Genomic DNA, 23,587 nt, shown 5'->3' with positions numbered 1-23,587 from the left:
TTGCGTCCCGCCGGGCGATCTAGTAGAATGAGAGGGGAAGATCGCCACAGAGAGGAAGTCAGAAGATGGGAACATGGCCGTTGACGGTCACGAAAGAAATGGAAAAGCGAAAAGAACTGTTCCGCCGCGATCCGGATCGCGCGTTGATTGGAGCGGGCGGGTACAAGGCGGCAGATGAGGCGATCGTGCACGATGCCGCCATTGCGCTCGCGCTTGGGAAAAACGTGCTCTTAAAAGGCCCGACCGGATCGGGAAAAACGCGGCTTGCTGAAACGTTGTCCGCTTTGTTTGGTCAACCGATGCACAGCATCAACTGTTCCGTGGACTTAGACGCCGAAGCATTGCTCGGTTTTAAGACGATCGTGCACAAAAACAGCCAGGCGGTGATCGAGTACGTGCCCGGACCCGTCATCCAGGCGATGACAAAAGGGCATTTGCTATACATTGACGAAATTAATATGGCGAAACCGGAAACGCTGCCGATTTTAAACAGCGTCCTTGACTACCGGCGGCGGCTCACCAATCCGCTGACTGGCGATGTCGTACAGGCGAAACCGACATTTGGCGTCATCGCCGCGATCAATGAAGGCTATATTGGCACCGTACCGCTCAATGAGGCGCTCAAAAACCGGTTTGTCGTCATCAATGTGCCGTATGTGCAAGGAGAAACATTAAAATCGGTATTGTTGGCGCAAACTACATTAACGGATGAAACGTTGATCGATCGTTTCGTCGCCCTGTCGGCGGATCTGCTTGCGCAGGTGCGAAACGGACAAATCGCCGAGGAAGCGGCTTCGGTGCGCGCTTTGTTGGATGCGTGCGATTTGGCGGCATACATGCCGCCATTGCGGGCCATTGAGCGAAGCATCGTCGATAAGCTTGACGATGAACGGGAACGGGCGGCGGTGCGCAACATCGCCGAAACGTGGTTTGACGAATAGGAGGCTCGGCATGGAGCGGTTTATGATGTTCAATGACCGAACGGTCGACTCGAGTTTGGTCATGCAGCTTTCTGACCTCGCCCAAACGCTCATGCGCCGCCGCGACGTTGCCATCCAGTTCGCCGCCCATTCCGGCGTGCATTGTGTCAAGCCGGTCGTTTACGTCAGCCATTTTTGGGATGGGTATCCACCATTGGAGCGAGAAACGGCAATGAAAAGCGACGTCGGCTTGCGCATCATCGGCACGTATCGGCACACCGACCGATTGGCGGTTCGCGCCTTCCGACATGCGGTGGAATCCCGACCGCTCTCCAAGCTTTCCAAACAGCTGTTTACATTCGCTGAAGATCTTCGCTTGGAAGCCGTCTGCGAGCGGGAACGTCCCGGGATGAAGCGATGGTTCCGCACGCGCCGCCGCATGTACCGCCGCTACTTCACTCAGCAATGGCAAGCAAACAGGACGCGCGGCGCTTGGGCTGATCAGTTTTTGGCGGGGATGTATTTGCGGCTCACGGCCGATTCGCCGCTTGATGATGCGCCGCTGGCTCCGATGGCGGATGAAGCGGTGCAGGCGCGCCTTGAAACGTTATGGCCGCAATTTTTTGATGCTTCCTCGACAGCCGAGGTGGCGGACTGGGCGTTCGCCGTTGTGGAACTGATGGAGGACGTGCTGCCTCATGATATGGTCAATGCCTATACATCGCTGCCAATCGTTGAGGATGGTGCGGACGAGAAAACGATGACGCTTCAAGATCTCAAACGGACCAACCCATTGGAAAACCGCGATGCCCTTCAAGAGTCGGATGGAGAGGCCAAGCGGCAAGTGCTGCCAACATGGCATCGGGAAACGAGCCGGGCGGGTGGAAGCTTTCTCCGCTTTGAGCTCGAACGAGGCAGCCGCACCGAGATCATCAGCGATGAGGCGAGGCCGGGTGAAGACGGCGATCAGGCTCTGGCCGTCGTGAAAGGAACGTCTCGGCCGACGGCGCGAAACGAGTATGGCCTGGAAGCGCAAGCATCCTTCAGCGAACAGCCGCCGATTGGAAACCGTGCGCCGTATGGCGAGGCCAACCGCCAAGCCGATCTTGTGCTTCTTCCTTCGTCGTCCAACCTCGCGCATCTTGAGCAATACCGCGCCAAACAGGCGGCGGTGGCGCCGTACCGAAAACGGCTTGTGCGCATCATGGAACAATGGCTTGAACACAAGCGCTCCGCTTGGCGCACGAACTTGCCCGTCGGTCGGCTGCGCAAACAATTGGTGTCGTTTTTCACGGATGAGCGGCCGCGCTTGTTTTACAAAAAAGGCGAGCCGACGCGGCGGTTTGATGCGGTCTTCGGCCTGCTTGTCGATTGCTCAGCTTCCATGCATGACAAAATGGAAGAGACGAAAACCGGGCTCGTTCTTTGCCATGAGGTGCTGAAAACGTTGCGCGTGCCGCACCAAATTGTCGGATTTTGGGAAGATGCGAACGAAGCAACCGCTTCGCGTCAGCCGAACTATTTGCAGATGGCGGTCTCATTCCATCGCTCGCTTGAGCCGTCGAGCGGCCCGGCGATCCTGCAGCTCGAGCCGCATGAAGATAATCGCGATGGATTGGCGATTCGCTGGATGACCGAACAGCTCCTCAAGCGCCCGGAAGCACAAAAAGTGCTGCTCGTCTTCTCTGACGGCGAACCCGCCGCGTACGGATATGAACAAAACGGCATCATCGATACGCACGAAGCAGTCGCCGAAGCGCGCCGCCGCGGCATTGAGGTCGTCAATCTCTTTTTAGGCCACGGGGCCGACGATGAGTCAACGCGGCGGACGATTGAAAACATCTATGGTCGCTTCCGCGTCTTTGTTCCGCATGTGAGCGAGTTGCCGGATCGGCTGTTGCCGCTCTTGAAAACGTGGTTGCAAAAAAGTTTGTGACAAAAAGGTGGGACCCCATGATCAAATTATTCACTGACAGCGATCTAGACGGCATCGGCTGCGGATTGCTCGCGAAGCTGGCGTTTGCCGAGGTGAACATTTCGTTTTGTTCCTATCGCAATTTGGATGAACGGGTCGTCCAATTCTTGCAAAGCGACGAGGCCAACGGCGCCATGTTGTTTATCACCGACTTGGCCGTCGGCAAGGAAGTGGAACAGCAACTCGCTGAACGGGCGGCGCGCGGCGGCCATGTGCAAGTGATCGACCACCACGTGACGGCGCTTCATTTCAATGACTACCCGTGGGGACAGGTGGTGCCGGTGAGGGATGATGGCAAAAAGACGTGCGCCACCTCGCTCTTTTACGACTATCTCGTCCGCGAGGGAAAACTCGCACCTAATGAAACGCTAGATGGGTTCGTCGAGCTCGTCCGCCAATACGACACGTGGGAATGGGAAGAGAATGGGAATTTGCAAGCGAAGCGGCTGAATGATTTGTTGACGATTTTCGGGCTTGACGGCTTTTGGGAGACGATGAGCGAGCGGCTCGCCTCCAGAGAACCGTTCTCCTTGACCGAGACGGAAGAGCTGCTTCTCGATATGGAAGAGAAGAAAATTCAGCGTTACATTCGGCAAAAGCAAAAACAGCTTGTTCAGCGCTGGCTTGGTGACTATTGCATCGGCGTCGTCTTTGCCGAGCGCCATTTGTCGGAATTGGGCAATGCGTTATCCAAGCGTTATCCTCATCTTGACTTGATCGCTTTAGTCAACATGGGGACGAAACATATTGGCTTTCGCACCATTCATGATGACGTCAACGTCGCTGAGTTTGCCCAGCAATTCGGTGGCGGCGGCCATCCCAAGGCGTCCGGCTGTTTGATCGATGATACAACATTTCCGCTGTTTGTCGTCGAGACGTTCCCGCTTCTGCCGGTATACGGTGATGCGGAACAAAACCAATTGAACAAAAAAGACGAGGCCGAAGGAGTGTTTTGGACAAATCACCATGGCCAATGGTGGCTGAGTCGCAAAACCGCTCAAGGTTGGAGCGTGTATGCCGATGGGGGAGAGACCCATACGTTCCCAGAGGAAATCGCCGGCGAACGCTGGCTGAAGCGGCAGTTTGCCGCTGGCCTTGCCCATGATGCAGCTGTGCTCGACTTTTTAAGCGTTCGGCTCGGACGAGACAAAGATGCCATTCAAGCCGACTATAAAGCGGCCGTCAAACAATACAAGCAACAAACCGGCATTGAATCATGATGCCGCCGCTGTGGACGGCACGGTCGTTCGGTATGGGTGGAGTGAACTCGGTGGCTGGCGGCTGACCATTCGGACAAAGATGCGCAAAAAGAAAAAAGGTGTTCCGATCTCTTTTAGGAAGGATTGGGACACCTTTATTTGTTGCGGAAACGCCGAAGAGAAAATGTTAACATAATTGTAACAGTTTTTGTGTTTAGGAAAAACAGTCTTTGATTATAATAATAATAGGGAGGTGAAGACGGTGAAACAGTATGTCTTTTCCTTCTACACAGTCCAAGGGAAAACGATTGTGTGGGAAGAGGCCATTCCGGCATCTGGGATGATGGAAGCCTTTTCAAAAGCCCAACGGCTTCTGGTGAAGCATAAGCAAGAAAAAGGCGTGCCAGTTCGCGTTCGGTATAAAGGCGTCCGCTATCGTCAAACGGATATTGCCTAAACGAAAGGAGAAAGGATGAGATCATGCGGTCCCTGCAGCTGCCGACGCGCAGTGGGTAACGTGCAGCTTCTTGAATGAGAATCAAGAGGCTGCGCGTTTTTATTTTATTTTAGGTGGCGTGTCGATGGGCGTTTTTTTGTTTTGTCTCACTATTATGAGATTACTTGTTATCGAAACAGACTCTTTCATAACTTCTTATAATTTATATTATGTCGACTAGATAATTTCCGCCTGAATTGAGGGTTTCTTCCCTCAAGTGCCCATAAAATCAATTATCCGGAACTTGTTAACCTAAGTTCCTCATAATTTTTTGTGTCTACGAATTATCATTTTTTAAACGAATTATCATTATTTTTTTACCGATTATCATCGATCGTTGATTATCAACTGGAGGTGTTTTTTATGTTGTTTCGACAAGCCATTGATGAATTTCTTTTGTACTTGCAAATTGAAAAAAACTATTCACTTAACACCGTTGATGGTTATGCGTATGATTTGAGATGTTTCGAAAACTTCTTAGTTCAACATGGTTATTCTGTACAACTTAATGACATTACAAAAACACATGTTCGTCGCTTCATCCAGCATCAGATTACAAAAGAAAATGTCAAGCCTAGAACGATCTATCGGAGAATTTCTTGCTTAAAATCGTTCAGTAAATACTGTGTCAAAGAAAATCTAATCGACAGCGATTTTATGATCGGAATTGATACTCCTAAAACGGATAGCAAATTACCGACTTATATGTCTTTGTCTGAACTACGAAAACTGTTTCATTTTTTAGAGCAAGACAATAGCCGAATGGCGATGCGAAACCATCTTCTGTTTAAACTGTTAGCCACTACGGGTATGCGAAGATCTGAAATTGTTGAACTAACTTGGGAACAAATTGATTTATCTAACAACACGATACGTATTTATGGGAAAGGAAAAAAAGAGCGCTTACTCCCCCTTCATCCTATGGTTGTCCCTTTAATAAAAAGCTATATGGAAAGTTTAGAGGAATATCAGCTCCATCCTTCCCAACCGGTATTTTTAAATAAAAACGGCAAAAAACTGAATCCGCGTGGTTTACATAAGATATTTAAAGAAATCTTACAAAAAGCTGGTCTGCCACCTCAACGGTTCTCACTCCATCATTTGCGGCATACGTTTGCTACCTTGTTGATACAAGAAAATAAAGAAAATGTTGATTTGCGTACCGTACAAGAACTACTCGGTCATGAAAGTTTAGTCACGACGCAAGTATATACGCATGTTGACTTTGAGCAAAAGAAAAAAGCGATTGAAACATTTAACATATTTTGAAACCTGCTTAGTACGGAAATAACTACCCTAGCCGGGTAGTTATTTCCCCATGTGAATATGAGTTGGCGGATACAAAGGCACTGAATGCGTGAGATCGTATGGCATTGGGTTCATTCCATGAGTTTGCTGATAAGGCATTGGAGCATGTGCAAAATACCCCTGCTGCGCCATCACAATCTGATTATAAAGTTCTGGTGCTTTAAATGTGAAATAATCAGAATAATTATTCCCTGATTCCCTAAGTATTTTTTGCTGTAATGCTGTAAATGCATACTTTACGAGATGTTCTTTAAACAGATTGATGTAATTTTTGTTTTTCAATTGATTCCTAAATACATTAGGAATTTCATCATAAATTTCTTCTAAGTTTAGAGTGATATTATAAATTTAGCACACATAAAAATATTAATCTTGCGTTATACTACCCGTTAGCGAACCAAGAAGCGAGCTTCACCACAGATGATGGAAGTTAATTCGTTCTTCCATCGAAGTTGAACAAGAACATTTTTTATATTTTCTTATCTTGCAAAAAAGCTTGTGGAATTTTTCCTCAAACTTTTAAAGTCATTGCCACTATTCAACTACAGAACCCCATTAGCGGAATAAACATACTTTCACAAAAGATGACTAAATCCACTTTTCCATGAATATTAATTCATCCGTTTTAAAACCCAACTTTTCATAAAATCCTTGAACTTTACAATTATCCTTCTCAATCAATAGATTTACTTTCTCACACCCAAGTTTCTTAAACCGTTTTTCAAGTTCCATCATGATTTCCTTGCCTATATTTCGTCCTTGATATTCTGGGTCAACAGCTAAATGATTTATCCATCCTCTTCTACCATCGTAACAACCCATTACTGCACCTATAATTCGTCCATCTTCCTCTACCACAAAAAACAATTCAGGATCTCTTTTTAATTTTTTTTCAAATCCTTCTATCGTATCAGAACGCGATAAAATTAAACCTGCTCTTTTCCATAAATCAATTACTGAATCAAAATCATTCAATGTAAAGTCACGATATTTCATAAAACATTCATCCCCCTTTTTAGATAAATGTACAAAATAATACAAAATAGGTATATAAGCTTTTTATGAGTTACAATGTACTGATATCGAAGAGGCATGCCGCATTCGCAGCGAAACGGCCGATTTCCGCGCCCTCCACTAATATTTCAACTAAAATCCAATCGTCCACTGCTTCTACCAGTTGTTCGGTATCCATATCTTCAGTCACGATGACTCCTTTTTTAATGCTAAAACTTCTAACCACTTGCTTTTTTTGCTTCGTTTTGTAAAATCATCCATATATTTGCGCTGTTTCGGTGTCAATAACTGATAAATCTCATCTACTTCTGCTTCAGTTAAAGGTGTATGGAAATTCCTCAAACTCATATTTACACCTTCCTTAAAACAAGGTAAATCAGACATCCATTAACCAAAATTCGACATTTACATCTAAAAACCTTCAACAAATTCCAAAAAACAGAAAAAGCCTCCATTCAATCTTTGCTAAGTAAACTGGTTGAAAAAATATTAGAAAAATATTAAACAGGCTATCTGAATATGAACAGAGATAGTTTGTTTACTATGTTAACTAGTCAGAATTTTTTGGTTCATCACTCTCAATTATCTCGCCTTTTCACCAAAAAAAGAACGTAAGAACCATTTTTTTCTTTGCCGAAAATACCGATAACACTAATTTACATTTTTATCACCCATTAAGAAGGAACGAAGCCGGTTCCCCTCGAAATCAATCAGTAAGACAAATGAAGGAAAAGGAAGCAAATAATGGTGTCCATTCAAATCCAAGAGAGGTGTTGTAAATGGATTTCGCACTAACCATGTCCTTTTTAGGAGTGGCGATATTGCTGACGTTAATGCCCGGGCCAGATATTCTGTTTGTGATTACTCAAAGTATTTCACAGGACAAAAAAGCGGGAATCGCAACAGCGCTGGGACTTTGTTCAGGTCTTATTGTACATATCACGGCTGCAACGCTTGGGATTTCCACAATCATTTATCAATCCGCTCTGGCTTTTACCGTCATAAAATATACGGGTGCGGCCTATTTGCTGTATTTAGCATGGCAATCATTTAAGGAAAAAGAAACAGGCTTTACGATTAACCATAACAAGCCTTTAAAGTATCCATCATTGTATAAAAAAGGAATTCTCATGAATCTGCTTAATCCAAAAGTATCATTGTTCTTTTTAGCATTGTTGCCTCAATTTGTAAATAAATCGATGGGACACATTACGTTGCAGATGTTTATTTTGGGGATTATTTTTCTGGTTCAGGCTTTAGTGATTTTTATCGCTGTCAGCGTGTTTTCAGAGAAACTGCGCCATGTCCTGCTTACCAATTCGTTCATAGCGAAGCGAATGAACATTGTAAAAGGTTTGTTATTAGGGCTGATTGGTATACAGATTGCGTTTAGTGAAAAGTGAAATCGTTAGAGTGTTATCTTTTAATAAATGTCTCTGTTAATTTTAATGTTGATTTTAGGCCACAGAAAAAGACCGAAATTGATCGGTCTTTTTTGTATGTCCTGTTCAACAGGCGCCAACCGTTAGTTGAACAAGCTCATCATTAAATTAACCTCTTCACAAATAAAACTCTATCTTGATTTGGTCCATCATAATCAGTATGTACAGAAACTCCGTCTACTTTTTTATCTCCGTTTTTTTCGATTTCAAATCCCATTTTCGTATGAAATGCAATGGAAACTTTGTTCACTGGTGAAGTTACACAACGGACAATATTCCGACCATTCTTTTTAACAATATTAAAAAATTCATTGTACAGTCGTTTTCCAATACCGTGTTTCCTATAATCCGGATGAACTCCAACAAAGTGTATATATGCTTCTTCTGGATACGCTTGGGATAGAAAACCTATCAAAAATCCAACGATTTTTCCATCTTTTTCGGCAATGAAACTTGTATTTTGAAAATGGTCGAAGAATAATTTTGGCAATTTATCAGACATTTGTCTTCCGCCCCACCACTCATTGATTAGTGGAGAGATGACATAGTAATCTGACCCTTTCACTGAACGAATTTCCATCTTAATCCCCCTTCATTTGTAAAAGTATGACTATCATAAAAGCAAATTTAGTGCTATTCTTCAACTAACTCGTTAGCCAACCATGAAGCAGGCTTCTCCACAGATGATGGAAGTTAATTCTTTCTTTCATGGAAGTTGAACAAGAACATTTTTTATATTTTCTCATCTTGCAAAAAAGCTTGTAGAATTTTTCCTCAAACTTTTAAAGTCATTGCCACTATTCAACTACAGAACCCCATTAGCGGAATAAACATACTTTCACAAAAGATGACTAAATCCACTTTTCCATGAATATTAATTCATCCGTTTTAAAACCCAATTTTTCATAAAATCCTTGAACTTTACAATTTTGACGGTCCATTCAGGTTCTTTAACACGATTTAATAAATCCCAAGGCAAAAACACATCAATATCGGTAAAATCATCAAAAGCTACAATTGCAATTTCCATTAAATATCCTCCCCAAAATCTTAGCCCTTTTACTTAATATACTCTTCTTCAATCTGTCCTGTTATCCAGCCATAAAGCGAGCTTCCCCACAGATTATGCAAGAAGTTCTATCCTTCCACGGGAGCTTAGTAGAGTTGACATTTGGTTTGATGATGATTTAGCAAAATATCATTCAAGAAGAAAGACTTCATCGCCTACATGAATTTCACCTGTTTTTATAACAGAAGCATAAACGCCAAAATGATTATTTCTTTGTTGTACAAGAGTTTTAAGCAAAGACGAATCTTGTTCTGCATTATCAGGATTAACAGTAATAATCATGCACCGTTCACAATGTCTTTTTAATTGAATCTCCACTTCTCGTCCTATTTTAATCCTTCTGCCAAACCACGTTTCTTCAATAAATGGGACTTTCTCTTTTAATGATATAAGCAAATTAGGGCGAAAACGTTGATAATTGACCTCTTTTCCCCATATTTCTTTTAATTTAAGCAAAGAAGCATCCGTTACCAATTGAATGTGTTCTTCTTCAATTGCCCCTAAAGGTACATAAGAGGGAGTATATTTTACAAGAGAAACTTTCCGTTTCGATTTGTTTTCTATTTCTCTAATTAGGTCTTCATCCCCCCAATCAACAACCTTACCTTCAGGTGTCGTTATTTCGACTCTGGGGTATTCTTCCATTAACTCTTCCCCAACAAATCTTGCTTTATATCGAACCATTTCTGGGAATTGTGTTATTGTTAAAAACTTCCCTGATCTTGTTTCATCTAAAAAATAAAAAAGCATGACTACGGTCGCCATACAAACCATATTCCATTACTTTAGTTTTTTGTACACTCTCTCCACGGAAAGATTTCACAGGGTAACGGACAATTTCCTTGATATGGCCGATTAACATTTCATTCTCTCACCCGTGGTGCTAGATAAACTTGATCAAGCATAAAAATAGCCCTTGCTGGCGGATCTCCAGTAGAATGAAAGTGTCACCCAACATTCGAAAGGAGAGATCCCCCATGCAAGAGCACTTTCATTTTACTACAGATCCAGCCAAACTTCAAAAACAATATGCCGCTATTTTCTGTTTTGTTTCTGCCCAACTGTCGTTGATTCAAATGTATCTTCATCGCCGCAACCGTCACTTGGTCAAGCAAGAAGACGAAGTGGTCATGGCGGTTCACCTTTTGGGGAAGCTGCTGGGCTTTTCTTCCGAACGAGCCTGGCATCGTTTTGTCACGGGAAATTTGTTCACAAACGGCTCGTTTCTTGAACGCTCCCGATACAACCGCCGCTGCCGGGCGCTTGGTTTCGCCATCAAATGGATCCGTCATGAGCTGGCGAAACGCGGCCAACACCATGCTTATGCGGTCGTCGACAGCTTGCCTCTTCCGTTGTGCCATCCCGCAAGAATGCAGCGCGTCAAGCGGTTTCGAGGGATCGCGGATATGGGGTATTGTGCTTCCAAAAAGCAATGGTACTACGGTTTCAAGCTGCATCTTCAAGTGACCAATCAAGGGCTGGCCATGGGCTATGTCGTGACGGAAGCGTCCTGCCACGACGTCAAAGCCGCTGAAACGGTGATGACTCAAATCCCTCATCCCTACAACTTTGGGGACAAAGGGTACATCAGCCACGCTCTTCGAGAAAAGCTGTACGAAGAACACCAAGCCGCGTTCTGGACACCGTCTCGACACAATCAAAAGCACGGCCCATCCAAGGCATGGGAAGAATGGATCCAAAAAAAACGCAAAGTCATCGAGACGGTGTTTTCGATTCTCGTAGACCAATACCGGATCACCGACATTCGAGCGAATTCCATGGCCGGGTTTGAAGTGGCACTCGATGGCATCTTGTTGGCTTATTCCTTGGTCACACTAGGGCTGGTTGAGCGCTGACACTCAACTAGCACCACGGGTTTCATTCTCTCCTTAAATTTTAAATTAATTTTTGTCTACCAAAATTATACAAAAATCTACTCATTCATCACTTCCGTGACACCACAGATGATAGAAGTTAACTTGTTCTTCCATGAGAGTTGAATAAAGGATTATTCTTTTTAAACTCATTCCATTCCTCACGAAGAATACCCATCCGAATCGAATCATAGTATTCGCCATTATAGTAGCGGCATTTTCTCATTCTCCCTTCTAATCGCATTCCTAATTTTTCCGCACATCTGATCATTCGTGGATTTCCAGACCAAGTTGTAAGCCCTACTCTCTCGATGGTTAGATTTTCAAAGAGATAGTCAATCCATAAAGATAATGCTTCCGTTCCAAATCCACCATTCCAATGTTCAGGAGAATATATGACGATCCCAATTTCAAGCCATCGTGTACGCTTATCCTCCCAATAATAGCTAACCATACCTATAATTTGACCTTGATATTCTATAATCATTTGACTTGGTACATCCCTAAAATTCATTTTTTCTTCCATTCTCTTAGAAAACTTTTCAAAGGTGCAAAATTCAAGCGGATAATAAGGAGCATCGTATTTTTTCCATTCTGGATTCTCCACACCATATATCAGGTTATATAGAATTGGCAAATCATCCTGCGTTGGTGTCCGCAGAGATATTCTTTTTCCTGTCAGCAACAACTTTTGTCTCACATTTCGCACCCTAACAAGGTCAAAACAAAGGATTTTTTATTTAGTTTTTCAGAATAACTTTTTGACCAACACGACGAGCGATGGCTATCCTTTTTTTACCATCGCTGGTCGTTCCGTATGACGTTACACGTAAATGCTCTCATCCAGCCCCAACCCCTGCAGAATCCTTCGTTGTTCAGGGGTGAGGGAGCGATCCAGTGAGCGTTGGATGCGTCCATCCGGCAGCTCCAGGAGGACGACGTTCACATATTGAAACAGCTGGAAAATCGCCTGCCCCGTCGGTCGGGTCAGCTTGCGGCCTCCGGCGCCCTTTAATGGGTGTTCGGGTGTGATGAACTGGCGCACCCGGCGCTGAAAGACGCGGTAAATGGCCAAGGCCAAGAGAAACAAATAGCCCAATACCGCAACTCGTTCTGGCTTTTTGACATAGATCTCATCCGTGAAAAAAGGGTCTTTCAAAAAAGCGAAGTTCATTTCCACCGAGATCTGCCCTTTATACAGCTTCAAGATCTCTTGGGCATCCATTTGTTGGCCCTTCCATTCCTCCGGAACGGTCGTGACGAGGACAAACCGGGACGCTTTCCGTCTTGCCTGTTCCCACGCGTTTTGGTCGAATTCGACGTCAAGGCGCAAGAGATACCGCGTCTCCATCTCGGGTTCCGCCCCTTTTTTCGGCCGTCCGCGCCGTTTTTTCGGGCGTACGATCTCTTCGACCGCGGCCTCAACCCGATGAAACCGTGGGCGAAGGGACGTCTTGAGGGACGCCAAGGCTTGTTCAGCGTCTTCCCGGCACGAGAAAGGGTGGCGCTCCCAATGGGCTTGTTCCTCGCGAAGAAGCTCCGCTTCTTTGGTTCGTTCTTTTTCAAGCGTCTTTCCTTTTCGCTGGTCGAGCGCGCTCGATTCAACAACGATCAGCCGAACGGGGTGGCCTTCATAGGTGGAGGATGTTTCCCATACCCGGTACGTGGCGCCGTTTCTCTCCGCCAACGTAAAGGGATCGCTCCACGTCGTGTCCTCAGCATCCGCTTCGGCCAGCGCGGTTTTCACGATCCGGAGCGACGAAGGGCCTCTGGTGATCAAAAAGGCGTTGGCCGCTTTGGTTTGCGCCAGGGTCTCTTTCGTCATCGCGGCGGAATCGGCCACGTAAATCCATTCGTCTTCGATTTTGGCCTGCTTCAGCTGTTCATGGACACGAGACAGCACCTCGGGATTCCATGTTTTATCGGGCAGGTTGCCGTCGTGCACATCGCCGTAAAACGGGATGCCGTCCTCGTTGCCGACCAGTCCGAAGCCGATCTGTTTTTGCCAACGATGATGGCGGTTATAGCCATGTGTGATCTGCAAAGCCTCTAATGAGGCCGATTCATACGCGCCGTAAACCGTCTTGTCCGTCGTATCGGCGTGAAAGGCTCGGAGGGAAAGGCCTTCTTTGCGATAAATGTGAATCAAGCAAGTGCTGATCACCTTGTGAATGTCGGCCTCATACAAGCGGTCGAGATGACGAGCCAAGGCATCGTCGTTCAACCAGGAAGGATGGAGACCGGGACGGATGAGTTTCTCTAGATCGATCTCCTGAGCCCATCGTTCCACGTGAACGAGGGCTTGCCGGCCGTCAAACAGATTGTAGATGATGGCCTGAACGGCATCGCTGACTCGAGTCTGGCACTGTGGATCAACGGGAACGAGATGGTCAATCAATTGGGGCAGGCCCAGTTTCTTGAATAGGGCACTTATTATATTCAAATAATCATTACGATAGACCTTTTTGACTTGAACGTTCATGAGAGAAAAACTCCTTCACTTTCCTTGTGTGTCAAGGATTCATTCGACGATGGACACAAAAAATCCTCCCGATTTTCGTTGGGAGGGTGCGAAATGTGAGTTTTGTAACATATATCCACCCCCTATCTTACAGAATTCAACAACCCGTGCTATTATTCCTTTTCTAAAAGGCTCTATTATCGTTAATGGTTGGTTTTCGACCAAATGAAAAGCCACCTTATGATGATAAGGCAGCTTTTTTGTACATATTTTTTTATTTAACTATCGCACCATTCGTTCAATATAACCCTTCGTTACCTTCTTTAACCCCCGAGTAAATATAATGGTTCTTACCGAAAATAAATACTTCTTTTTCCTTAGTGAAACCAATCTTCTCTGCCACACGAATGGATGGAACATTTCTTGGATCAATAATACTGATCAGCTTATTTAAACCCAATTTATCAAACGCATATTCCTTGCACGCTTTAGCCGCTTCTGTTGCAAACCCCTTGGACCAATATTTTTTATTCATGTGGTATCCAATCTCTACTTCTATACTGCCATTTATTTTTTGTTTAACCAGACCACAATCACCGATCAATTCATTCGTTTCTTTCAAACAAACCGCCCATAATCCATAACCATCATTCCGATATCTATCTTGATTTCGTTTAATCCAGTCTTGAGTTTGCTCAAAACTAAAGGGAGCCGGATAAAACTTCATGGTTTCTGGGTCAGAAAAAATATAATGTAGAGAAGTAATATCTTCATCTTTATACTGTCTTAATATCAACCTTTGTGTTTCAAGAACAACCATTCCCCCATACCCTTCCTCTTTTGTTTAATATCACGTTTAATATTATTTGATTTAAGATTGAATTCCTTGCTCCTTCAATCTTTTCTGCCCCCTTAGCCAACCATGAAGCAGGATTCAGCACAGATGATGGAGGGGAACTCGTTCTTCCATGGGAGACAACCATGCCGCATAATTGCGATACCATCAAATGAAAAAGGATAGCTTAACAAAAAACTACTGGATACACTAACTGATTTCATAAACTAACCATTCAGACAATTGACCACCCATTTTGTTGTAAAGAGATTGAGCAATGAAATTATCCTTTGCAGTTTCCCATGTCATGTAGGCAAAATCATTCTCTCTTATATAAGACAAGCATGTTTGAAACAGTTTCTCGCCTAGTTTTTGCCCTCTTGCTTCTGGTATCACAAACAAGTCATTTAAAATAGCCATTTTTTTCACCTGAAGAGTGCTAAAGGAGAAATACAAGGTTGCAAAACCTAATAATTTCCCATCTTGTTCTGCAACAAATTGTATTCCACTGGCGGGGTTATTCAGTAGAAACTGTATCAATCCTTTAAGTGACTTTTCCGTTGGTTTAGGTCTTTTATAAAAATCCACAATGTATTGATACATTAAATTTAAAAGTTGCGGAATATCTTCTTGATTAGCTGTTCTTATCGCTAAATCCTCCATCCCTTTCCCCCATTGTACTTTATGTATAAAGGAATTTAATCTTAAAAAATTGATTTTGCATCCTGTGGCAATTCTTTTACGTGTTTTAGAAACTCTAGTGCTCTTTTACATTCTTCTTCAGGAAAGTGAAAACCATATACTTGTCCGACATGTTCAGCCGTTTTTTTGAATAAGTCATGAAATATGAATAACGAATTCCAAATATTATCATAATTAGCATCTGTATACGTCTTCTCAAATTCATTCCAAATTTCAGGTTCCAAGAACTTTTTCAAATGTCTTCCTCCTTTGCCAATCGAGTATTTATAATCTGTTTTAATCCCTATATGCCATTCAAGCATTTGAATTAATGGCTCACGTAAAACAATATCTATTAAACGCATTAACAATGGTAATTCTTGTCTCCAAATGGTTTTTGGAATATGAGATCCTAATCCCCATATAAAACTATTACAACAATCGTTATATAATTTTTCCGTTGGTTTTTTTATAAGATAACTTTGTTCACTTGGAGGTGGGATATCTGGAATATTGTGGTCTTTGTCTAATAAAACCTTTGTCAAACTATCCTTAATTAGTTCATCCACTTTACTTATGTGAATAAATTGCATATCAATTCGGTTTCCATCCATAAATTGCATTAAATATGTATACCGACCATCGCCAATGGGAGGTGGAAAAATTTTATCTTCGGGTTTTTCCATAAGCATTACTTCCCCAAAGTGAGACAAAATATAGTTTTCATCTTTAAATGGTTCAACACTTGTAACTAAATATACAATATCATAGTCTTGAAATATATCTTTTTTTATGTTTGGATTTACACGAGAACCGTTCATTAGCACTCCACGTATACGATGATCTTGCTTAGCAAATGTAATGATTAAATCCAACATTTCTTGTTCTGTTCTCATTTTCACATATGTCACCCTTTCCTACTTTTATCCTCAATACGAGTGGTGAATGACTCTCCCCGTCGGTTGTTCGATGTTGAGAACTCTTTGTAAGGCTTTGATGACCAACTTCTCCTCACTTATAATTTTTGGTTAATATTACCGTGGGATATTTTACGATGAAAGTTGTTTCTTTATTGGAATAAACTGTCCCGTTCCCATAAAGCGAGTTTCACTACAGATGTTGAAGTTAATTCGTTCTTCCATATCGGCTTAACAGGAACCTAAAAAATTCGTCTGAAGCTCTTCTTCTATCACCTTCATCACCTTGTTATCCAAATAAACTTTATAAGCCTTTGCCTTTGGTCTAGAACTAACTATATTACTTATGTTTTGTTCGATATAATGGATGGCAACTCCGTCATCCGCTGCAATACCAGCTTGTATGTCTCCAGAATAAATTAGTTTATGATACGAAGGTCTTCTATCTGACTCTCCATCATAATGCGGACAATTACTGCCCTTTAGAAAGCCTAAGCATTTAATTGGTTCTAATCCCTCTCCAAATGAATCTGTGACGCCTTCCTCGAACCAACATATAGAACCAGCACTAATGCCAGCTAAAACAATCCCTTGGTTCCAAGCTTTTCTCAAAATATTATCTAACCCCCACTCTTTCCATAAAACTAATAAGTTTCTTGTATTTCCCCCACCAACATATATAATATCCTTCTCCAGTATAAATCCTTCTAAATCCCTTGTTGGCGGTTTAAATAAAGATAAATGAGAAGGTTTGCAATTTTGTTTATTAAAGAAGTTATAATACCTTGATATATAATGATCTGAATCTCCGCTAGCAGTGGGGATAAAACAAATCTTTGGAGTAGTTTTCTTGGCTTGTTTCAATATGTAAAGATCTAATAACGGGTTATCCGGTTCCATTGAGAACCCTCCACCGCCTAGAGCAATGATTTGTCGCATCTTATTACTTCCTTTCTAAAAAGAACTTTTTCCACATCGATAATTTCTACAAATTAAAATCAAATCCTTTTTCAACTAACCTTCCCCATTAGCCACCCATGTCGCATTTCACAGCACCACAGATGATGCAAGAAATTCTATTCTTCCACGGAAGACAACTGTACCGCATAATTGCGACACCATCAGCAAGGTTGAAAATATTCACTTTCAGGATAGACTTCCATGCCGCATTGCGTCACCAACAAATGATGAAAATGCTAATTTTCGGGATAGTTAAAAAATGGTTGTAAACAAAACACCCGCGCATTTTGCGGGTGTTTTGTTTAAATAGCCATATCAATAATTCCATTTATCCATTCAAGATTTTCTTCGATTCCGAGCTTATTACAAAGATTTTTATGGACTCTTTTAAATTCTGGAACTATACTTTTCATCACATTCATAATTTCAAGGGGATTTCTGCCACATTCCCAACTTTCAAGGAGGGATAGTTGCCAAGCTTGTAGTTTGCTTCTTTCACCTTCGTATTTTGCCCAATCGCCAAACGTATTTGGTTGAATTCCTGCTTCCATATACCAAGCTGTTGCCATTGATAAACGTAAGCTGTCAATACATTTCAAAGCATAATAATACTCTTTTCTCATTACTCTGCGATAAGCTTCATGAAAATACGCAAAAAATTTTGTTCGCCAAAGCTCAAATGATGATGTATAAAATTTTGTGTAAAGCATTTTGCTAGACCAAAAGAAAAAAGGTAGGGTATTCTCTGATTGGACCAAAAATCTTAGAGAAAGGAGAACCCTACCTATGTCTAAAAGTATACCGAATGTAGACTGGGCAAATCAACTGGAAAGTGTTATTCGTCAGTTTGTAAAGGAAAAATTAGAACTGATCATGCGGGAAGAAATTAAAAATTTCCTCGAAATTGAACAGGCTGGAACGTCGAATATGAGAAACGGCTACTATCAGCGAAATCTATATACATGCAACATAAAGAGTTAACTTCTCATCCTGCACACCCTAAGCGTTGCAGCACTTCCTCCGGACGTTCGTGGATGTAGTGGACAAACCGAGTAATGGCTTGAATGATATCGTTGCGATCCTTGTGAAAGACATTGGCAATCACCATATCTTTCAACCATTTCCATAAGCGTTCAATCGGGTTCAGCTGTGGCGAATAGGGAGGAAGGTAAATAAAGTGAAAACACTGCCCTTCTTCCCGCAAAAACTCCTTGACCATCTTGGCATGGTGAATGCGGGCGTTATCCAACACCAAGACCATGAGACGGTCTGGATAGCGCTCTTTGAGCATTCTCAAGAAATCCAAGAACGTCGCAGCATTGGCGGCAGTCGTTTGATGAAGCACCGTTTCACCATCATGGACGTTGACCGCGCCAAACAGCGATACGTGGGCATGATGGCCAAACGTCGGCACTTGTTTTTGGCGGCCGACTTCCGACCATGTGGACCGCAAGACATGGTAAGAGCGGATATGGGTTTCATCGATGTACAGAAGAACAGCATCTTCTGTCTCCTTGGTGATCAAGTTTTTTTTTATCAGATCCATTTGTTTTTCAAATTGCTTTTGCTCATCCGGATTTCCTTTCGCCAGTGTGTACGTCGGTCGTGTCCACGACAGCCCTTTGCGGTGCAGGAGTTTTCGCAACGCTTCGCGGGAAATGGAAACACCGAATTGCTTTGCGACATAGGATTGCAGGAGTTTGGTGTTCCACGCCGAAGCGACGTCCCAGCCCAGTTCCGCGGGAGTGGTGGTCAATACAAGCTGTTTGATCTTTTCTTGCTGTTCTTCCGTGAGAAACGGCTCCCGCCCGGGGGCGAAATCCCGATGAAGCAGGAGTTCAAGGCCGCCTTCGTTGAACAGCGACACATAATGGGAAACGGTTTGTCGGCACACGTTGACCATGGAAGCCGCCTCTTTGCCCAAATAGCCTTCCATGACCAGGCGGACGGCCATCACACGTTGGCGGAGATGAGCGTTTTTGATCTTCCGTTCCTGCTTGCGGAGTTTCCGGGGCGTCCATCCATGGTTGTCGGTGATTTTGAGGCGTTTCATGCAGAATTCCGCTCCTTTTCCATGTTTTTCATTAGGAGCAGTATAACCAGAGTGGGCACCGCTTATGCGAAGGTTAACTTTTCAATGAGCATGTATATAGATACGCAATACGGTCGGATTGAAGGTCTTTTGGTCCCTAGAGACCGAAACGGAGAATTTCAAACGCAGCTGTTTGCCCCTTACCAACGCCACACGGGCTGGCTTGAGGAAGCCATCATCAGGATGTATCAAAGTGGCATGAGCACACGTGAAATTGGCAAGTTTATTGAACGAATTTTAGGCAATGCTTATTCTCCTGCAACGATCAGTCGTATTACCGATGTAGTGAAGGAAGACATCGAGAAATGGCACACTCGTCCACTGCACAAGCGTTATTCCGTCTTATATTTGGATGGTTTATACGTAAAACTTCGTCGCGACACCGTGGAGAAAGAAGCCATTTATGTGGTGTTAGGGGTGAATGAAGAAGGATATCGCGAAATTCTTGATTTCTTTGTGGGGGGACAGGAAAGCGCCTATGTATGGCAGGAGATTCTTCAACAACTATACAACAGGGGCGTAAAGGAAGTGCTTCTGGGCGTATTCGATGGACTACCGGGGTTGGAGGAAGCCTTTAAGGCGGTTTATCCGAAAGCCGATGTGCAACGTTGTGTCGTTCACAAAGTCCGCAACACGCTCCATCGTGTTCGGAAAAAAGACCAATTCGAAGTGGCCGAGGATCTCAAGCTGATTTATCGCGCGCCGAATAAGGAGATGGCGTTACAAATGTTTCAACAGTTTGAGTCGAAATGGTCCAGCAAATATCCAAGAGAAGTTCAATCGTGGGCCAATGAGTTGGATGTCCTCCTTACATTTATGGATTATCCAAGCAGTATTCGAAGTGTGATTTACACGACCAATGCCATCGAACGAACGATCAAGGAGATTCGGAAACGCCTAAAACCGATGAACAGTTTGAATAGTTTAGAAGCCGCTGAAAAAATCGTGTATTTGACCATTCAAGATTTTAATGAGAAATGGGCAGGGCGAAAGTTGCGAGGATTTGCCGAAGCGCATGAAGCCCTCGAACGAATGTTTGAAGAACGTTATCATTAACCAAATACTGTAAATAAACAAAATAGGGGGATTCTCCCTTTCCACACAGGAGACTGAATATTCAGTCTCCTGTGTGGAGAAAATCAGTCCCCTATCAATTCAAATCCATTTCAGAGAAACCCTACCCCATTACATTACACAAAATTCTTGACGGTACCGCTCAAATTCCTCAATTGTTGGTTCATAGGATAAAGCCATTGATTTATCTAAAATATCCGCCAACATTCCATCCGTATCTTTTATAATTTTTATATTTTTCAACCATACAGAAGGCTGAATGTCTTCAGGTTTATAATAAAATGTATCCACTTTAACAAAACAATCATAGTGAGCGATTGAATAAGTTACAAACGGACCTAAATCCTCAAAATAAAGAACATTTCCCCATTTTTTAGGGCGATTTTTTTTGTTCGAGATAAATTCTTGAAATTTTTCCGGTAATACAACGATGCGGAGGTCAATATCGGAATATAAATCCATGTTTTCATTTCCGATTGAACCACCATAAAAAGCCGCTAATACATCATCGTCATTGAACAAATCTTTTTCAATTGCAGTCATTAAATCTTGACGGTGCTTTGGAATTTCTAAATCTCTTTCTTTGTGTCTAGTTACAAATCCCACACATTGAATAACAACTCCTCTAAAATATATTTTTAGAATATAAATCCATATTGATTTTATAGGCTCTTCACCACAAGTTGTACTTGATCATTGAAGATCGGTGTGCATAGAGAAAATAGAGGGTACAAAAAATGCGAATTTTCCTGTATGGTAAAGGTGTCCAAACCAAACCATTGGAGGAAAATTCGCATGTACGCTCAGTTTATCAAAGAACTCATCGATTTACCAGATGTTTTGATTCAAAAGGTGCGAAAAGAAGAAGAACGTTGGATTTTCGAACTTTCTCTTCCCGAACAATGCCCGTTATGTCCTGTTTGCTTGAAACGCACGATCAAAATGACAGGAAAAAAGAAGCAATGGATGCATGGGTATGCTCAACGGATCGGCATCTTTTGGGTGGAACTCCCTGTGGAGCGTAGACGTTGTTGTACATGTGGCATGACATTCAGCACGTCTTATCCCGGAATTTCCCCTCGAAGTGCAGCGACGGATGCGTTTCAGCAATGGGTGGCGCAATCTTGCATCGGAACATCCATTCAGGCGGTGGCTCGTATGCTCAAGCTTCCGTACACGACCGTTGAACGCTGGTTTTATACCCATGCCCCTTCCTTCCTATCGAATGACATCCAACCAAAGGCAGTTTGTGTCGATGAGTTTGCGTTTCGAAAAGGACATGATTACGGAGTGGCAGTCATGGAGGCCGAAACGGGAGAAGTGTATGCCGTTGAAGCAGGAAAGAACGAGGAAGCCATTGGACGTGTGTTGGCTCCTGTGTCTGGTTCTGTTCAGTATGTCGTGAGTGATTTGGCTCCAGCCTCACATTTCGCACCCTCTCGACGAAAATCGGGAGGATTTTTTCGTTCCGATGTCGAATGAATCCTTGACACACAAGGAACGTAAAGGAGTTTTTCTCTTATGAACGTTCAAGTCAAAAAGGTCTATCGCAATTCTTATTTGAATATAATAAGTGCCCTATTCAAGAAACTGGGTCTGCCTCAATTGATTGACCATCTCGTGCCCGTCGATCCGCAGTGCCAAACGCGAGTCAGCGATGCCGTTCAGGCCATCCTCTACAATGTGTTTGACGGCCGGCAAGCCCTTGTTCACTTGGAACATTGGGCTCAGGAGGTCGATTGTGAGAAACTCATCCGTCCCGATCTCCATCCTTCCTGGTTGAACGACGATGCGTTGGCCCGTCATCTCGATCGCCTGTATGAGGCTGGCATTCACAACGTCATCAGCACTTGCTTGATTCATATTTATCGCAAAGAAGGCCTTTCCCTCCGAGCCTTCCACGCCGATACGACGGACAAGACCGTTTACGGCGCGTATGAATCGGCCTCGTTAGAGGCCTTACAAATCACACATGGCTACAACCGCCATCATCGTTGGCAAAAACAGATCGGTTTCGGACTGGTCGGCAACGAGGACGGCATCCCGTTTTACGGCGATGTGCACGATGGCAACCTGCCCGATAAAACATGGAATCCCGAGGTGCTGTCTCGTGTCCATGAACAGCTGAAGCAGGCCAAAATCGAAGACGAATGGATTTACGTGGCCGATTCCGCCGCGATGACGAAAGAGATCCTGGCGCAAACCAAAGCGGCCAACGCCTTTTTGATCACCAGAGGCCCTTCGTCGCTCCGGATCGTGAAAACCGCGCTGGCCGAAGCGGATGCTGAGGACACGACGTGGAGCGATCCCTTTACGTTGGCGGAGAGAAACGGCGCCACGTACCGGGTATGGGAAACGGCCTCGACGTATGAAGGTCACCCCGTTCGGCTGATCGTTGTTGAATCGAGCGCGCTCGACCAGCGAAAAGGAAAGACGCTTGAAAAAGAACGAACCAAAGAAGCGGAGCTTCTTCGCGAGGAACAAGCCCGTTGGGAGCGTCACCCCTTCTCCTGCCGGGAAGATGCCGAACAAGCCTTGGCGTCCCTCAAGGCGTCCCTTCGCCCCCGGTTTCATCGGGTTGAGGCCGCGGTCGAAGAGATCGTACGCCTGAAAAAACGGCGCGGACGGCCGAAAAAAGGGGCGGAACCCGAGGTGGAGACGCTGTATTTCTTGCACCTTGACGTCGAATTCGACCAAGACGCGTGGGAACAGGCGAGACGGAAAGCGTCCCGGTTTGTCCTTGTCACGACCGTTCCGAAGGAATGGAAGGGCCAACAAATGGATGCCCAAGAGATCTTGAAGCTGTATAAAGGGCAGATCTCGGTGGAAATGAACTTCGCTTTTTTGAAAGATCCGTTTTTCACGGATGAGATTTACGTCAAAAAACCAGAACGGGTCGCAGTATTAGGCTATTTGTTTCTGTTGGCCTTGGCTATTTACCGCGTTTTTCAGCGCCGAGTGCGTCAGTTTATTACTCCAGAACACCCGTTGAAGGGTCCTGGAAGCCGCAAGCTGACCCGGCCGACGGGACAGGCGATTTTTCAGCTGTTTCAATATGTGAACGTCGTCCTGTTCAAGCTGCCGGATGGGCGCATCCAACGCTCACTGGATCGCTCCCTTACCCCTGATCAGCGAAGGATTCTGCAGGGATTGGGCATGGATGAGAGCATCTACGTGTAACGTGATACGGAACGACCAGCGATGGTAAAAAAAGGGATTGCCATCGCTCGTTGTGTTGGTCAAAAAGTTATTCTGAAAAACTAAATAAAA

At 44.0% G+C, this 23,587-nt stretch carries 22 protein-coding genes and 4 pseudogenes; 11 read left to right on the top strand and 15 right to left on the bottom strand.

Annotation, left to right across the window (positions count from 1 at the left end; all coding sequences use genetic code 11):
* Positions 1–65: 65 nt before the first annotated feature.
* The 5 genes from GHH_RS08720 (at position 66) to GHH_RS08700 (ending at position 5,859) form a co-directional block, all read left to right on the top strand.
* On the top strand, positions 66–941 hold the full coding sequence (locus tag GHH_RS08720; RefSeq protein WP_015374868.1) for an AAA family ATPase: 876 nt from the start codon (positions 66–68) through the stop codon (positions 939–941).
* Between the two features lie 10 nt (positions 942–951).
* Positions 952–2,856, top strand: a complete 1,905-nt coding sequence (locus GHH_RS08715; RefSeq protein ID WP_015374867.1) for a nitric oxide reductase activation protein NorD — start codon at positions 952–954, stop codon at positions 2,854–2,856.
* Positions 2,857–2,873: 17 nt separating this feature from the next.
* Entirely contained in the window at positions 2,874–4,115 is a 1,242-nt protein-coding gene (locus tag GHH_RS08710) for a DHH family phosphoesterase (RefSeq protein ID WP_013523761.1), read from the top strand.
* A gap of 241 nt (positions 4,116–4,356) precedes the next feature.
* Entirely contained in the window at positions 4,357–4,551 is a 195-nt protein-coding gene (locus tag GHH_RS08705; protein WP_011231223.1) for a hypothetical protein, read from the top strand.
* 402 nt (positions 4,552–4,953) lie between these two features.
* Positions 4,954–5,859, top strand: a complete 906-nt coding sequence (locus GHH_RS08700) for a tyrosine-type recombinase/integrase (RefSeq protein ID WP_015374866.1) — start codon at positions 4,954–4,956, stop codon at positions 5,857–5,859.
* A 627-nt stretch (positions 5,860–6,486) separates the two neighbouring features.
* Here the strand turns inward: GHH_RS08700 and GHH_RS08695 are convergent.
* The 3 genes from GHH_RS08695 to GHH_RS19505 all read right to left on the bottom strand — a co-directional run bounded on the left by GHH_RS08695 (position 6,487) and on the right by GHH_RS19505 (position 7,260).
* Positions 6,487–6,894 carry a GNAT family acetyltransferase gene (locus GHH_RS08695; protein ID WP_015374864.1) on the bottom strand — a complete coding sequence of 136 codons (408 nt, stop codon included), beginning with the start codon at positions 6,892–6,894 and terminating at the stop codon, positions 6,487–6,489.
* Positions 6,895–6,964: 70 nt separating this feature from the next.
* Positions 6,965–7,102 (bottom strand): hypothetical protein, encoded by a 138-nt coding sequence (locus GHH_RS19510; RefSeq protein ID WP_015374863.1) that lies wholly within the window; start codon positions 7,100–7,102, stop codon positions 6,965–6,967.
* Positions 7,099–7,260, bottom strand: coding sequence for a hypothetical protein (locus GHH_RS19505; protein WP_015374862.1), 162 nt, complete (start codon positions 7,258–7,260; stop codon positions 7,099–7,101). The genes GHH_RS19510 and GHH_RS19505 overlap by 4 nt, the downstream gene beginning before the upstream one ends.
* A 431-nt stretch (positions 7,261–7,691) precedes the next feature.
* Between GHH_RS19505 and GHH_RS08690 the strand changes: the two genes are divergently transcribed.
* A complete protein-coding gene (locus GHH_RS08690; protein ID WP_015374861.1) occupies positions 7,692–8,315 on the top strand; it encodes a LysE family translocator in 624 nt (207 codons plus the stop codon).
* A 142-nt stretch (positions 8,316–8,457) separates the two neighbouring features.
* Here the strand turns inward: GHH_RS08690 and GHH_RS08685 are convergent, their stop codons facing one another.
* The 3 genes and pseudogenes from GHH_RS08685 to GHH_RS08680 all read right to left on the bottom strand — a co-directional run bounded on the left by GHH_RS08685 (position 8,458) and on the right by GHH_RS08680 (position 10,285).
* Positions 8,458–8,934, bottom strand: coding sequence for a GNAT family N-acetyltransferase (locus GHH_RS08685; RefSeq protein ID WP_015374860.1), 477 nt, complete (start codon positions 8,932–8,934; stop codon positions 8,458–8,460).
* Between the two features lie 342 nt (positions 8,935–9,276).
* Positions 9,277–9,384, bottom strand: a pseudogene (locus GHH_RS18925) (ThiJ/PfpI family protein); the annotation flags it as partial.
* A gap of 168 nt (positions 9,385–9,552) precedes the next feature.
* Positions 9,553–10,285: pseudogene (locus GHH_RS08680) on the bottom strand (MOSC domain-containing protein).
* Between the two features lie 115 nt (positions 10,286–10,400).
* Here GHH_RS08680 and GHH_RS08675 point away from each other — a divergent pair.
* Positions 10,401–11,279 (top strand): IS982-like element ISGsp1 family transposase, encoded by an 879-nt coding sequence (locus GHH_RS08675; RefSeq protein ID WP_015374857.1) that lies wholly within the window; start codon positions 10,401–10,403, stop codon positions 11,277–11,279.
* Positions 11,280–11,397: 118 nt separating this feature from the next.
* Here the strand turns inward: GHH_RS08675 and GHH_RS08670 are convergent, their stop codons facing one another.
* The 7 genes from GHH_RS08670 to GHH_RS08640 form a co-directional block, all read right to left on the bottom strand.
* Entirely contained in the window at positions 11,398–11,997 is a 600-nt protein-coding gene (locus tag GHH_RS08670) for a GNAT family N-acetyltransferase (RefSeq protein WP_015374856.1), read from the bottom strand.
* A gap of 123 nt (positions 11,998–12,120) precedes the next feature.
* Positions 12,121–13,779: an IS1634 family transposase gene (locus tag GHH_RS08665; protein ID WP_015374528.1), complete on the bottom strand. Its 1,659-nt coding sequence runs from the start codon at positions 13,777–13,779 to the stop codon at positions 12,121–12,123.
* 277 nt (positions 13,780–14,056) lie between these two features.
* Positions 14,057–14,578, bottom strand: a complete 522-nt coding sequence (locus GHH_RS08660; protein WP_015374855.1) for a GNAT family N-acetyltransferase — start codon at positions 14,576–14,578, stop codon at positions 14,057–14,059.
* Between the two features lie 225 nt (positions 14,579–14,803).
* Positions 14,804–15,256, bottom strand: a complete 453-nt coding sequence (locus GHH_RS08655; protein ID WP_015374854.1) for a GNAT family N-acetyltransferase — start codon at positions 15,254–15,256, stop codon at positions 14,804–14,806.
* A 41-nt stretch (positions 15,257–15,297) separates the two neighbouring features.
* Positions 15,298–16,170, bottom strand: a complete 873-nt coding sequence (locus GHH_RS08650) for an aminoglycoside 6-adenylyltransferase (RefSeq protein WP_041470705.1) — start codon at positions 16,168–16,170, stop codon at positions 15,298–15,300.
* Positions 16,171–16,422: 252 nt separating this feature from the next.
* Complete coding sequence (locus tag GHH_RS08645; RefSeq protein ID WP_041470484.1) at positions 16,423–17,130, bottom strand: Type 1 glutamine amidotransferase-like domain-containing protein; 708 nt, start codon at positions 17,128–17,130, stop codon at positions 16,423–16,425.
* A 323-nt stretch (positions 17,131–17,453) separates the two neighbouring features.
* Positions 17,454–17,861 carry a hypothetical protein gene (locus tag GHH_RS08640; protein WP_371198496.1) on the bottom strand — a complete coding sequence of 136 codons (408 nt, stop codon included), beginning with the start codon at positions 17,859–17,861 and terminating at the stop codon, positions 17,454–17,456.
* Positions 17,862–17,937: 76 nt separating this feature from the next.
* Between GHH_RS08640 and GHH_RS08635 the strand changes: the two are divergent.
* Positions 17,938–18,114 (top strand): annotated as a pseudogene (locus GHH_RS08635) (IS256 family transposase); the annotation flags it as partial.
* 22 nt (positions 18,115–18,136) lie between these two features.
* Here GHH_RS08635 and GHH_RS08630 read toward each other — a convergent pair.
* Positions 18,137–19,204, bottom strand: coding sequence for an IS630 family transposase (locus tag GHH_RS08630; protein ID WP_015374850.1), 1,068 nt, complete (start codon positions 19,202–19,204; stop codon positions 18,137–18,139).
* Between GHH_RS08630 and GHH_RS08625 the strand changes: the two genes are divergently transcribed.
* Positions 19,121–20,299 carry an IS256 family transposase gene (locus GHH_RS08625; protein ID WP_371198495.1) on the top strand — a complete coding sequence of 393 codons (1,179 nt, stop codon included), beginning with the start codon at positions 19,121–19,123 and terminating at the stop codon, positions 20,297–20,299. The genes GHH_RS08630 and GHH_RS08625 overlap by 84 nt on opposite strands.
* Before the next feature lie 129 nt (positions 20,300–20,428).
* On the opposite strand, the gene GHH_RS08620 is transcribed toward GHH_RS08625, so the two are convergent.
* Complete coding sequence (locus GHH_RS08620; RefSeq protein ID WP_015374848.1) at positions 20,429–20,923, bottom strand: aminoglycoside 6-adenylyltransferase; 495 nt, start codon at positions 20,921–20,923, stop codon at positions 20,429–20,431.
* Between the two features lie 189 nt (positions 20,924–21,112).
* Here GHH_RS08620 and GHH_RS08615 point away from each other — a divergent pair.
* Both GHH_RS08615 and GHH_RS08610 read left to right on the top strand, forming a co-directional pair.
* Positions 21,113–21,739 (top strand): annotated as a pseudogene (locus GHH_RS08615) (helix-turn-helix domain-containing protein); the annotation flags it as partial.
* A gap of 99 nt (positions 21,740–21,838) precedes the next feature.
* A complete protein-coding gene (locus GHH_RS08610; protein ID WP_015374846.1) occupies positions 21,839–23,497 on the top strand; it encodes an IS1634 family transposase in 1,659 nt (552 codons plus the stop codon).
* Positions 23,498–23,587: the final 90 nt, after the last annotated feature.

It is taken from the genome of Geobacillus sp. GHH01 (genome assembly GCF_000336445.1).
Lineage (GTDB): Bacteria > Bacillota > Bacilli > Bacillales > Anoxybacillaceae > Geobacillus > Geobacillus zalihae.
This window is presented reverse-complemented; position numbering and strand designations above follow the sequence as displayed.